This window comes from Streptococcus sp. CCH8-H5 (genome assembly GCF_001556505.1).
In the GTDB taxonomy this organism is placed as follows: domain Bacteria; phylum Bacillota; class Bacilli; order Lactobacillales; family Streptococcaceae; genus Streptococcus.
Genome location: NZ_LSIZ01000044.1, coordinates 23,855 through 36,237 on the forward strand (window position 1 = coordinate 23,855; position 12,383 = coordinate 36,237).

13 protein-coding genes are annotated in these 12,383 nt (G+C 40.3%); all 13 read right to left on the reverse strand.

Translation table 11 applies throughout. The features are described 5' to 3' along the window. Positions 1-277 precede the first annotated feature (277 nt). Complete coding sequence (locus AX663_RS03575) at positions 278-667, reverse strand: hypothetical protein (protein WP_060972724.1); 390 nt, start codon at positions 665-667, stop codon at positions 278-280. Further along, positions 648-1,571, reverse strand: coding sequence for a phosphodiester glycosidase family protein (locus tag AX663_RS03580; protein ID WP_060972725.1), 924 nt, complete (start codon positions 1,569-1,571; stop codon positions 648-650). Before AX663_RS03580 ends, AX663_RS03575 begins: the two co-directional genes overlap by 20 nt. Positions 1,572-1,732: 161 nt before the next feature. Then, positions 1,733-2,467, reverse strand: coding sequence for a PHP domain-containing protein (locus AX663_RS03585; protein WP_060972785.1), 735 nt, complete (start codon positions 2,465-2,467; stop codon positions 1,733-1,735). An 8-nt stretch (positions 2,468-2,475) separates the two neighbouring features. Continuing rightward, positions 2,476-3,120 carry a TIGR01906 family membrane protein gene (locus tag AX663_RS03590; protein ID WP_060972726.1) on the reverse strand — a complete coding sequence of 215 codons (645 nt, stop codon included), beginning with the start codon at positions 3,118-3,120 and terminating at the stop codon, positions 2,476-2,478. Continuing rightward, on the reverse strand, positions 3,110-3,883 hold the full coding sequence (locus AX663_RS03595; RefSeq protein WP_060972727.1) for a TIGR01457 family HAD-type hydrolase: 774 nt from the start codon (positions 3,881-3,883) through the stop codon (positions 3,110-3,112). Before AX663_RS03595 ends, AX663_RS03590 begins: the two co-directional genes overlap by 11 nt. 1 nt (position 3,884) lies before the next feature. After that, positions 3,885-4,628 carry an acyl-ACP thioesterase domain-containing protein gene (locus AX663_RS03600; protein WP_060972728.1) on the reverse strand — a complete coding sequence of 248 codons (744 nt, stop codon included), beginning with the start codon at positions 4,626-4,628 and terminating at the stop codon, positions 3,885-3,887. Further along, positions 4,629-5,765 carry a radical SAM family heme chaperone HemW gene (gene hemW / locus AX663_RS03605; RefSeq protein ID WP_060972729.1) on the reverse strand — a complete coding sequence of 379 codons (1,137 nt, stop codon included), beginning with the start codon at positions 5,763-5,765 and terminating at the stop codon, positions 4,629-4,631. Between the two features lie 96 nt (positions 5,766-5,861). Next, the gene (locus AX663_RS03610; protein WP_060972730.1) at positions 5,862-6,602 is read right to left on the reverse strand and encodes a hypothetical protein; all 741 of its coding nucleotides are present in this window, start codon (positions 6,600-6,602) and stop codon (positions 5,862-5,864) included. A 202-nt stretch (positions 6,603-6,804) separates the two neighbouring features. Further along, entirely contained in the window at positions 6,805-7,893 is a 1,089-nt protein-coding gene (locus AX663_RS03615) for a hypothetical protein (RefSeq protein ID WP_060972731.1), read from the reverse strand. A 64-nt stretch (positions 7,894-7,957) separates the two neighbouring features. After that, positions 7,958-9,004 (reverse strand): dTDP-glucose 4,6-dehydratase, encoded by a 1,047-nt coding sequence (gene rfbB / locus AX663_RS03620; protein WP_002884100.1) that lies wholly within the window; start codon positions 9,002-9,004, stop codon positions 7,958-7,960. Positions 9,005-9,274: 270 nt separating this feature from the next. Continuing rightward, positions 9,275-9,868 carry a dTDP-4-dehydrorhamnose 3,5-epimerase family protein gene (locus AX663_RS03625; protein ID WP_060972732.1) on the reverse strand — a complete coding sequence of 198 codons (594 nt, stop codon included), beginning with the start codon at positions 9,866-9,868 and terminating at the stop codon, positions 9,275-9,277. Continuing rightward, on the reverse strand, positions 9,868-10,737 hold the full coding sequence (gene rfbA / locus AX663_RS03630) for a glucose-1-phosphate thymidylyltransferase RfbA (RefSeq protein WP_002883992.1): 870 nt from the start codon (positions 10,735-10,737) through the stop codon (positions 9,868-9,870). The genes AX663_RS03625 and rfbA overlap by 1 nt, the downstream gene beginning before the upstream one ends. A gap of 212 nt (positions 10,738-10,949) precedes the next feature. After that, complete coding sequence (locus AX663_RS03635) at positions 10,950-12,296, reverse strand: acyl-CoA thioester hydrolase/BAAT C-terminal domain-containing protein (protein WP_060972733.1); 1,347 nt, start codon at positions 12,294-12,296, stop codon at positions 10,950-10,952. Positions 12,297-12,383 lie beyond the last annotated feature (87 nt).

The following is a 12,383-nucleotide window of genomic DNA, read 5'->3' on the forward strand; positions in this document are numbered from 1 at the left end:
TCTTTTTACAAACCAAGTGGATACCTAAAGAGACTTCTGACTGTGATAGCTTAACTGGAAACCACTACTTTTTTCAAGTACTTTCACCACTACAGAAGATCTCGTTCTATCTAAATTCCTATCACAAAAAAATCTTGCTCAGTTATTTTTTATGACAATTTCTTTGTACTATTTCCCAAATTGAAATCATTTCTTCATATTATAATTTGTATATTTATCCTAAATAATTTTTCAAAGCAAGACAAAAAGCCTGAAGCACAGCTCCAAGCTCTCATGGTTAAGCCAATTTTCTAGGTCTGATAAATCCTGTCATAATACTCAAACAAAGTAGCACTGCAGCAACATACCAATAGGGCATATCCACGCTAGTCGTACGGCCTGAGACTTCAACAATACCTTTAACTAAACAAGCACTAGCGACAACAGCGATGGCTGAATTAAAGAGAAGTTTTGAGGCACGATTCTTCACCCAAGACATTCCCAGTCCAGTAAGTAGATAAATAAGTGCTCCAGCCAATGGCGCAAAGAACATCATGCGCATAAACATGGATGATTCACCATAAGAAAAGCGCTCATAAACAAAGGTAAAGACTAGACTAAAAATGGTTAGTCCGATGTAGGTGAAAAAGTGTTTGCTGGCTGATTTTTTAGTAACCGATGTAAACAATATCGCTCACCGCCCTTTCTGAGATTTTATTTCCGTTTGTGGTTGGCTTGTTAATGACTTGACCATTGAAGTACATGGTTGATGAGCCACCACCATCAAGATTGTAAGCTGTCGTCACGCCATAAGATTTCATCAACTCTGCCATTTCATAAAGAGTCAATCCTGACGACTCACTGGTACGACCATCAGAGACAATGACAATATAGTGCACACTGCCGTCACTTTCTTCGATGACTCCGATGGCTGTACGTGGATTGTCAGCCATGGCTTGACCGACCTCTTCATTTTCTGATACAGCTACCTTGCCATTTTCAACCAAGGTTGGACCAAAGGCAAAGGTATTCACCACACCTGAATCAACCAATTTTTGAGCCGTTGTATCGCTCTCCTTAAAGGTCTTGAAGCTACCATCTGAGTAAACGGCAAGGTCCTCGTAATCACTGTTTCGATCAGTATCACGATAGACTTGACCATTCTTAATCACATAACCTGACTGATTAGCCCCATAGTAGTCACCATTGATGGCAAAGATAGCATTGTTTTGCTGAGCAATACTTGATGTCGTGTCAGTGATGTTAGTCCCGTAGGTATTTTGCGCCAAAGCTGTTTTAAGGTAGTCTGCACTTGACAACTTGATATCTGCCACATAGTATGTGGTATCACTGGTTTTACCCGTCGTGATTTTGATATCTATATTGTCATCTTTGTAAGTTGTATCCGTCTTAGTCACCTTACCAGTGCTGGTAGATGCTGTCGACGAAGATGTGCTTGAGCTAGTCGTATTGGCTGAAACCGTTGAGACTGCTGAGGGAATGACAAAGACCTTTAGGAGAGAGTAGACATTTGCCCCCATCAGAAAAAGGGTAAAGAGTAAGGCATAGGCATGCCTTTTGAGAAATTTCATAGAAAACCTCCAATTTTGAAAGATAAGATAGAAACCATAAGTTTCTTTTGCTTGAAATTAGCATAACAAGCAAAGCTTAAAATCTTCTATAAATCCCACAACCACGCTTTTCCTTTAAGTTTTCCTTAAGAAAAAGACAGCTTCAGTTGAAGCTGTCTACGCTATATGATCATATCTTCTGTAATGCCAAATTCTCTCAAGAGCTCCTCAATCTTTTCAAAGTTCAGACGGAAATGCTCCAACTTATGACCATCAGACCCAATAGAATACTTGCAACATCCCAGATCCTTAACAAGGCCCAAGGCATAACGATAAAGATCTTCGTGATGATAGAGATACATACTCTTTGCATTCAGCTCAAAAGCCAAATCATTAGCAAGCATTTTCTGGAAAATGCGTTTGAGCTGCTCCTCATAGGCTTTTAGCTCATCAACAGTCACGTCAAAAAGTCGGAAACCATAGTCAAAATGGGCCAGAACATCTGCGTCCACACGACCAATAGCGTACTCCAACTTGTCCAGATACTCTTGAATAATGCTTGCCTTGTCCATATCAGCTACCTCATCATCAAGATAATCATTGACCCCATTATGGTGAACAGAAAGCAGTTTGAGATCATAGTCCTTCCCATCCAAAAAGTCTAAAATATCGCTTTCTCTAGGCTGGTAATAACCAATCTCGATGCCACGTTTAATACGATTGCCATACTTGAGGTTAAGACTTTCGATTTCGTGACTATAAGCCTCGTACTCGGGCACATCGTCCTGTTTGGTATAAGGATTAGAGAGATCGTAATGCTCAGTCGTTACAATTTCGCCATCAAAATGTGTCAAATAGTCAGTAAAGTTCGCATCCGAATCATAGGAATGATGGGTATGCAAATGGTTATCACGAATAGACATAACTACTCCTTATTTTTCAAATACATTTTAAGCTGCTTACGGGCCAACCAAGTCAGACTCACCATGATTCCCTCATAAATAATAAAGAAAATCACAAAGCACTGAAGAAAGTACTCTTCTGGCAAAACATTGATAATCGGATCCAAGATTGGATTAAAGAGCCAACTGCTATCTCCAGGAAAGAGGGCTTCATGAAAGAGCGTAAAAAAATCATCAAATCCGAGAAAAAGCCCCACAACCCCAATAAGGACTGGCAAGATTGCTAGACTCATATAAAGCCTACGATAAAGACCAAAGGTGCCCTTCTTCACATTTCGCCAGAGAGAAGTTGCTGCGGGATAAGCCAGTAGAATAACAAGCCCCTGTACCAAATGAAAGAGCCACTTCACATCATGAAAATGCTTTAGCCCACTCTCCGACGATGGAAAATCAGGCATAGCCAGATGACCAACCCAAGGAAAGGTCAAGTACTGCATGAGGACATTGAAATTATGCCAAAGCTCCGTCTTTCCGATAATGACATAGTCCATAAGATGCATCCAGTCAATATCAAAATAATAGAATCCCCATGCCAGATAAATTGTCACCAGAATAGACAAGGCCAAGAGCCAAATCGGAGTCAGAACAGCATTAATCCTAGTTCGCATCAAAATCCCACTCCGCTAGACTAGCAAGTACGTGGTCTGGTTTGACAGGTAGACCTGCAACCTCTTCCGCCTTGGTAAATCCAGTTGTCACAAGTAGTGTTGGAAAGTCATTTTTAATGCCAGCTGTAATATCAGTCAAGTAATTGTCACCAACCACAATAGTTTGGCTACGTTCTGTCCCAAGGATTTCAAGAGCCTTATTCATGATAATAGCTTTAGGCTTACCGATAATGATTGGTTTCACACGGGTAGCCGCCTCAATAAGGGCCAAGAGGGAACCAGCACCTGGAAGAAGACCACGTTCTGTTGGGATATTCAAATCTGGGTTAGTTCCAATAAATATAGCCCCTTTGTGGATAGCAAGAGTTGCCTTTACCAACATTTCATAAGTGACTTCACGATCCAAGCCCACCACAACATAGGCAGGATTTTCCTCATCTACCGTATATCCCGCTTCCGCAATTGCAGATTTAAGCCCAGTCTCACCGATAACATAAACCGTCTTGCCACGATTCATATCGTTCATGTAGTCAACTGACGCCAAAGTAGCTGTGTAAATGGTCTCAAGAGGCGTTTCCAACTCGCACTGATTACGCAAAAGCTCTTGGACCATCTCTGGTGTACGCATACTGTTATTAGTCACAAAAAGATAGGGAATCTGACGCTTCTGCAACTCCTTAACGAAGGCTTCTCCCTCAGGAATGCGATCCTTCCCCTTGTAAATAGTTCCATCTAAATCAATCAAATAACCTTTATATGTCATCCTACTCGTCTCCTATTTCTTTCCATTGGATAATAGCCTGAGCATGAACATTACCGTCCACACAAATCTGGTGTTGACTGCTCAAACTTTCTTGGTCAAACTCGTAACCTGAATAAATTTCTGATCCATGATGAATTTCCTTAACATACTTGAGGTCAATATGGGCCGGTGTGTACTTGGTCAAAAAGTCCAAATCGAAAACATCCAACATCCACTCCAAGTACTTGCTATTATTAACATGGCCATTCATGTCTAGGTCAAAATAACGCACACGATAAAGCGTCTCAATTGGATTTTCCAAAGCCTTATAACGAGGTCCTCTAATCAACTTTTTAGTCTTATCAGCCCCATAAGGTGCTACCACCTCATCTGGCACTTCGGCTACCTTACGCGTTTCATAATCCATAAGAGCAAAAGTAGTCTTAAAGAGCATGATTTGTTGACCAGTTTCATCCGTGATGTAAAAATTACGGTAACAAAAAATCTTATTATAGGAAACGGCTTCAGTTGTAATGATCACCTTTTCATTGTAACGAGGCAAACGGTCAATCTCAATCGCATAGTCTGTCACAATCCAAACCAGACCGTACTTATCAAAAACTTCCTTATCCGTATTACCCAGAGACTCTGACTGCATGCCTGATACTTGCAATGAAAAAGCCAATAAATGTGGTAACTTCACCTGATGCATGATATCCGTCTCATAAAACGGAATCTGATAAGGAATACTAAATTTTAATCCCATCTAATCCTCCAAGATAAATTGCTCAGCGACACTATCTCCCAGAAAGAGTCCTCGTTTGGTCATACGAACCACCTCTGGATCCTTGACCAAGAGACCATCTTCCTGTAGTTTTTTCACAATGTCTCCATAAGTATCCGAAAATGACAAACCAAACTTCTCTTCAAAACGTTTGATAGACACACCTGACTTTTTACGTAAACCAAGGAAGAACTCCTCCTCCATCATTTCCGCCTTAGTCAGATGCTCCTCCTGGAGTCTAGCATGACCATCCTCAGCTATAGCCTTTAGATAATGCTGGATAGGTCCTCTATTGCGATAACGAACACCATTGACATAACCAGAGGCTCCAGCACCAACACCATAATACTCATCATTATTCCAGTACATGAGATTGTGACGACTCTCCATCCCAGGTTTGGTAAAGTTGGAAATCTCATAATGCTCAAAACCATTTTTTTCCAACTCTTGGATAATATAGTCAAACATCTCTGCTTCCAAATCCTCAGTTGGCAGATTGAGCTTACCCCGACGCATCTTATTCATAAAGACCGTGTGATGTTCCAATATCAAACTGTAGAGACTTAGATGTGGAATATCCAGTTCCAGTGCCTTTCTCACATTTTCCTTGACCTGATCCATGGTTTGACCAGGTAGAGCATAAATGAGGTCAATGGAAATATTATAGAAACCAGCAGACTTCAAGCTATCAATGCTTTCATAAATCTGTGCTTGATTGTGACTGCGACCAATTTGACGCAAGTGCTTGTCATCAAAAGTCTGAACCCCTAAAGACACCCGATTAACAGCAGATTTTTTGAGTACTTCAATTTTATCAACCGTCAAATCACCAGGATTGGCCTCAATGGTAAACTCCTCCAGCTTTGACAAATCCAAGTTCTTCTGAAGATGACTTAAAAGGTAGTCCAATTGCTCGGCAGAAATAGCTGTTGGGGTCCCTCCACCAATATAAAGCGTGCGAAGCTCCTTGATATCTAAAAGCTCCCACTCACGAATCAAAGCCCGTAGGTAGTCATCAACGGGCTGATTTTTAATAAAGACCTTGGAAAAGTCACAATAATAACAAATTTGTGTGCAAAACGGAATGTGCACATAGGCTGACGTTGGTTTTGTTTGCATGTAACTATTCTACCATTTTTTAAGCAGAAATGAGACCTTGAAAAATAAGAGTTTAAAGCGAAAAAAGAAGCAATCTCTCCAAATAGCTTCTTTCCTTTATTTTGTTAATGAAAATGGGAAAGCTTTATAGTTGCTATAATCAAAGGTTGGTCCCAAATCAGAGATAAATTGAACTGGCGTGTAAGTTCCATTTTCAAGAATAAAACCAGGCTTAGCTTGGAAACCAGCTCCCCCTAGTCCAGTAATACCAGGAAGCAAGGTTGAAAAATCGCCACCCTCCCAAACGTAGAGATTACCAGAAATTTGAACAGCTTTTGCAGTTGTTGAACTTTGACGATAGGGTTCGTAATCGACATTGAAATTAGCTTTTGAAGTGATGTTTCCATCAGCATCAACTGTAAAACTAATGTCTGTTGCTTGAGGACTCGTACCTGTCCAAGTTCCTACTAATGCTGCTGGGACAGGAGCGTCACTTTGAGTATCAGTTGTTGCTTGACTAGACTTGTTTGACTCAGAAGCAGCGCTACTACTTGTTCCTGCTTGAGCATTATTTCCTGCTGTGGCTTGATTTTTTGAAGAGCTAGCTTCAGGAGCACTCACTTCTTCTTGACCTTGAGAATCCTTTGAAGATGAATCCTCTGTCTTAGTCTTTTTAGCAGATTTCTTTTCAGAAGTTTTTGTTTTTGCTGATGACTTCACAACTTTAGAAGTTGACGTTGTAGATGACGCTGCAGTGTCTTTTTCTGACTTAGAGCCACATCCGACAAGTGCTGTAGAAACAGCTACAGACAACAAAACAAGGGAACAAACACGAATAACTTTTCTTTTCATTTTCATAAACCTCTTTTCTATATGTCTATTATATCTGTTTTGTTACAAATATCAAGTATTTTGTGTAATTTTCGTAATATTTATGTAATTAATTGTATCACTGTCATAAGTTAATAGGTCCTTGAAACCAAAAAAACTATCACTCCCATAGGAATAATAGATTTTGGGCTATTATTTAATTACCTCCTATCTGCGAAAGGTATCCTGATTAGTGCTTTTCTTCTCTTTCAAGATAACCTTTATAAGAGAGAAGGTTAAAGCTATCCTCTAAGAGAATAATGCGCTTACCACCATCTACAAGGACATAATAGTATGACTTGCTCGCATCGTGGTAGATGTCATTAACACTCTTAGCCTGAAAACCATGTGACTTAAGAGACTTCTGTATTTTAGCAAACTCTTTTTGCACCTTATCATTATCTATACTGCCTGATTGATCCACCAGATATTCTTTTAAAGGCTTAGCAATTAAGATATCTTTACCATCAGAATCTGTAGTAACAACCCCATTTTCAGAGATAGTCCCTTCTCCTTCTGAATCATCATCGGAATCAAATTTTTTCCATTGCCCAACAAAAACTTTTGGAACCGCTGCCTTATGAAAAAGACATGTCTTTTTTAAATCTTTGGTACTTCTTGATCCATAGTAGAGGTCTGATAAGAATAAATCTAGAACTAAGTTTGTCCCATCTTTCTGAATCAGATTATAGTATCCAAACACTTTCGTCTTTACCAGGATGATCTCTTTTGTCTGTAATTGGTATTTCTTGTCAAAATCAGCAATCGTTTTTAGTTTTGAATCACTGACGTCCTCTAAGCTTGTTTCAAACTTCTGTCTTACTTTCTGGCCAATAGAGATTTCTTTGATTTCTTCTTCCCTATGTCCTGCAACAAGTTTTGACTTTTTCCCACTTAACTCATAAACCAAACCAGCATTATTACCATTTACCCACAAGCCACCCAAGTTTGTTCCTTTGGAAGAAAACAAAAAGAGGCCAAGACTTGTTGCTACAACAAGAAATAAAGCAATCCCAAGACCAATAAAAGTCTTCTTGCCAAACTTTTTCTTCTTAACAAAGACCATTTGTTGTGAATAAGCTGGGTTGACCATTTGACTATTCATTTGATTTGGTAAAGGCATGGCTCCTTCAGTCACAGACTTTCCATTGTTAGAAAAAGTAGCTTGTTTTCCTTCCATAACAAATTCACCATTTAGAAGGGCCTGCTGACACTCCTGAATAGTGGGCTTACGATTATTAATCGCTTCAAAATATTCAATCCATTCTTTTCTATTCATCATCTCTCCTAATATTTCTTAATAGAAAAATCTATCACTAGCTTGGAAGTGATAGATTTCCCAATTATTTAAGCACTTCTTGTGTCTTAGCGTAGTTAGCTTCAACAGCTTCTTTTTCGGCTTTCCACCAGTCTTGGTGATCTGTGTACCACTTGATTGTTTCTTCCAAACCTGATTCAAAGTTTGTGAATTGTGGTTCCCAACCAAGTTCTTCACGCAATTTTGTTGAGTCAATAGCGTAACGCAAATCATGACCAGCACGGTCTGTTACACGATCGTAAGCATCTTTGGGTTGCCCCATTTTTTCAAGGATAAGCTCGAGCACTTCCTTGTTGTTCTTTTCACCATCGGCACCAATCAAGTAAGTTTCACCGATACGACCTTTAGTGAGGATAGCCCAAACACCAGTTGAGTGGTCGTTAGTGTGAATCCAGTCACGGACATTTTTACCTTCACCATAAAGTTTTGGTTTGATACCTGACAAGATGTTGGTGATTTGACGTGGGATAAATTTTTCGATGTGTTGGTATGGTCCATAGTTGTTTGAGCAGTTTGAAATAGTTGCCTTAACACCAAATGAACGCACCCATGCTTTAACGATAAGGTCTGAAGCAGCCTTAGTTGATGAATAAGGTGACGATGGGTTGTATTTTGTTTCTGCTGTGAATTTTTCACCAGGACCTTCACCGTGTCCAGGAAGATCTTCGCGCAATGGAAGGTCACCATACACTTCGTCTGTTGATACGTGGTGGAAACGAATATCGTATTTACGAGCAGCTTCCAAGAGTGTGTAAGTACCAATGAAGTTTGTGTGGATAAATGGTGATGGGTCGTTCAATGAATTATCATTGTGGCTTTCAGCCGCATAGTGAACGATAGCATCAGCCTTAGCAGCCAATTTATCAACCAATTCAGCATCAGCAATATCACCAACAACCAATTCAACACGGTCACCAAGGATTTCTTCAATGTTGGCACGGTTACCAGCGTAAGTGAGTTTGTCAAGGACAGTCACATGTACGTCTGGATGGTTGTTGTAGACATAGTGTACGAAGTTTGAACCGATGAAACCTGCGCCACCGGTTACGATGATATTTTTATATTCAGTCATTTTTTCTCCAAAAAATATTGTTTTTTCTTAATCGTTCCTTAAATCAATCTTTTTTGGCTTTCCTTAGGTGAGTACGGACGTCAGCGAACTTCGAAGAAGTTCCATGACTAAGTTTTGAACCTAATGTCTCAAAACCTCCGAGCACCTGAAACACAATGGTTCAGGTGCTTTTCTCACGGCGGAAAGCTAATCATATAGCTCGCTTCGCTCGTTTATAACAAAGCTAAAAACTATATAATGATTTTCTTAATTGTTTTAAGAGCTATATTCTTACAAATCTTCTACTCTTAGTGGTTTAACGTCTTTGAGCAATGGGTGATTTTTATCTGCTTCTGAGACTTCTGCTTCTTCCAAGTTTTCCCACTTGATATCAAGGCTTGGGTCAGCGTAGTTGACAAAGGCGTATTTAGGTTTAAGTTCAAGTGCCCAGTAATCGTTTACAAGGTAGCTGTATGATACTTTGTCAGACAAAACTTGGAAACCATTGGCAACACCACGAGGAACAAAGATTCCTTTTGAGGCATCAATAACAGTTTGATAAGTATTCCCAAACGTTTCGCCTTCACGGAGGTCAACCCAAGTTCCAAGAACCTTTCCTTCATCTGCTACTGAGATGTATTTATCCCAAGGCTCAGCATGCAAGCCACGCAAAACATTTTTACGTGAGAAAGAAACGTTATTTTGCAATTTTCCTTCTGCAAAGAATGACTCTGGAAAACCAAGTGGCAACATCTTTTCCTTTTGGAAGTTTTCCTTGAACCATCCACGGTTATCTCCATGAACAGGAATATCAAATTCAAGCAGACCTGGGATAGCATCAATCTTGCGGGCAGCTAGTTCTTTACCAAAAAATTGTTCAGTCATTATGCTTCTCCAATCAAACGGAGCAAATATTGTCCGTATTCGTTTTTCTTAAGTGGTTGTGCCAATTCAAGAACCTGTTCTTTAGTGATATAACCCATGCGATAGGCAATCTCTTCAAGGTTAGCTACTTGGACATTTTGCAAACGTTGAACTGTCTCGATGTACTGAGCAGCTTGCAAGAGACTTTCGTGAGTGCCTGTATCCAACCAAGCAAAGCCACGTCCCATAAGCTCAACAGAGAGGTCTCCACGTTCTAGGTAAGCCTTGTTAACATCTGTGATTTCAAGTTCGCCACGAGGACTTGGCTTGATATTTTTAGCAATTTCCACAACATCATTGTCATAGAAATAAAGTCCAGTTACAGCAAAGTTTGATTTTGGATGCTCAGGTTTTTCCTCGATTGAGATGGCATTCATATTGTCGTCAAATTCAACAACTCCAAAACGTTCTGGGTCCTTAACTTGATAACCAAAGACTGTAGCGCCTTTTTCCTTAGCTTCAGCACGTTGAAGCATGGCAGAAAGACCATTTCCATGGAAAATGTTATCCCCGAGGACAAGTGCAACACTATCGTCACCAATGAAGTCTTCACCAATGATAAAGGCTTGAGCCAATCCATCTGGACTTGGTTGTACTGCGTAAGAAAGGGAAATACCGAACTCAGAACCATCACCAAGGAGCTCTTCAAAACGTGGAAGGTCCTGTGGCGTTGAGATGATGAGGATTTCCTTAATACCAGCCAACATAAGCGTTGAAAGTGGATAGTAAATCATTGGTTTATCGTAAATCGGCATCAGTTGTTTTGATGCAGCACGTGTCAATGGATACAAACGTGTCCCTGAACCGCCTGCAAGAATAATACCTTTCATAAGAAGGCTCCTTTTTTCTCTAATATATTACCTATATTTTAGCATTTTTCGGCCCTCTTGTCACGGTAAACCCTATGTTCTTAAGCTTTCATTAAGAAAATCACAAGTGTCCATTTTCTTAATCCAATCAAAAAAGGATTTCGATTGAAACCCTTTTCGATTGAAGACAACTTCTTGATATATTCCCCTTGGGAAGTGTGATTATCATCCTCTTAGTGTCTTTGTGCACTCATCCAGTCAAAGATACTGTTATAAGTTTGACCATTGACACTGGCACGAGAGCCTCCTCCATTAGTTGGATCAGTGGCTACCATACCACTATATCCGTCCCAATTTTTCGTATTTTCAGGATGCTGAACGCCAATCACCTGGTCATGGAAGAAATAAATCCAAGCCCAATGACCATCATACTCTGTGCCAGGAAGATCAGTCCCAGTCGCTGTTTCAAAGTATGAGAACCACTTGTTAGTAGCTCCAGAGGTAATCAAGCTCTTATATAAAGGCAAGACACTATTTTCTGGTTGTACTGTTGCGTCTGCCTTCGTGTGAATCAACCACATAGGCTGGTTCTTCAGTTTATCAATCCCAGATTGGTCAACAGTTAATGGCGCTGCAATTGGAACGAGAGCTGCAAAATAATCTGGATAGGTTGCTCCCATGGTCAAGACCATACCACCACCATTTGAAACTCCCGCAAGATAGATTCGTCCCTTATCTACCTCAGGGTGATTAGCTAGGTAGGTATCGATGGTCTCTTTGAGTTGGGCTGCATTATCCGACCCCCAAGGTGTCTGCGTTTGAACAGCTAGAACATTAACCCCACGCGCCTGATCACCAGTTGTTAAGAAATGACCTTGAATCTCAGGCTGGGTAAGCGCATAGACGTCATTTGAAAGAAGCGGAATATTCATGTCTGTCCCTCTTTCACCAATGCCGTGTAACCAGACTATCAATGGTTTGGTGCTATTTCCCGTACCGGTCTGGGCACTATAAGCCGCATACTGCATGTTACCTACCTGTCCTCGCTCGTCGAAAACTTCCGTCGTTGGCATCAAACGATTGTTGATGGCATCTTGCTCAGATGAAACCATCTGTGACTGACTACTACCCTCTGCCACTACTGACAAATCTTTCATCGACACCATATAACTTTCCAGCCATTGATTGGTCCAAGTAGAAAGGTTGAAATACATAGGTTCAGCATTCCCACCCATGTTGTAGCGATTATAAGATGGTAGGCTCAATTCAAGCGTCACATACTTGCTATTGTCATAATAGACCACATGCCCCTGATCATCAGACACATAAGAGTTCGTTACCTGACGACTGACCCCTGCTGTTGTAACCTGAGTTGAGCTGTGGACAACCTCTGGCGTGACCTTCTGATTAAATTCAAAAATGACTTTGGTTACAGCAGGACCAAACTCATAACTTTCTAGAACAATACTTGTCTTTGTCACAGCCAAGTCTTCTGCTGCCCCTGCTTTGACAGATAGGCCTAAACTTATGGCTAGCAAAGTAACAATGACTGTCACATAAACTTTAACTTTTTGGAACATAGTCCCTCCCCTTTTTTATTAGTATTCACCTACAATCGATGAACAGTTACTATTTTATCATTTTCTAATTAAATAAGAAATAGATAT

Excerpts from the sequence above, each read along its gene's own strand:
- AX663_RS03600 (WP_060972728.1), bottom strand. The coding sequence starts at position 4,628 with ATGGGATTAAAATTTAGTATTCCTTATCAGATTCCGTTTTATGAGACG.
- rfbA (WP_002883992.1), bottom strand. The coding sequence starts at position 10,737 with ATGAAAGGTATTATTCTTGCAGGCGGTTCAGGGACACGTTTGTATCCA.
- AX663_RS03635 (WP_060972733.1), bottom strand. The coding sequence starts at position 12,296 with ATGTTCCAAAAAGTTAAAGTTTATGTGACAGTCATTGTTACTTTGCTA.
- AX663_RS03615 (WP_060972731.1), bottom strand. The coding sequence starts at position 7,893 with ATGAATAGAAAAGAATGGATTGAATATTTTGAAGCGATTAATAATCGT.
- rfbB (WP_002884100.1), bottom strand. The coding sequence starts at position 9,004 with ATGACTGAATATAAAAATATCATCGTAACCGGTGGCGCAGGTTTCATC.
- AX663_RS03580 (WP_060972725.1), bottom strand. The coding sequence starts at position 1,571 with ATGAAATTTCTCAAAAGGCATGCCTATGCCTTACTCTTTACCCTTTTT.
- AX663_RS03625 (WP_060972732.1), bottom strand. The coding sequence starts at position 9,868 with ATGACTGAACAATTTTTTGGTAAAGAACTAGCTGCCCGCAAGATTGAT.
- AX663_RS03590 (WP_060972726.1), bottom strand. The coding sequence starts at position 3,120 with ATGCGAACTAGGATTAATGCTGTTCTGACTCCGATTTGGCTCTTGGCC.
- AX663_RS03595 (WP_060972727.1), bottom strand. The coding sequence starts at position 3,883 with ATGACATATAAAGGTTATTTGATTGATTTAGATGGAACTATTTACAAG.
- hemW (WP_060972729.1), bottom strand. The coding sequence starts at position 5,765 with ATGCAAACAAAACCAACGTCAGCCTATGTGCACATTCCGTTTTGCACA.
- AX663_RS03610 (WP_060972730.1), bottom strand. The coding sequence starts at position 6,602 with ATGAAAATGAAAAGAAAAGTTATTCGTGTTTGTTCCCTTGTTTTGTTG.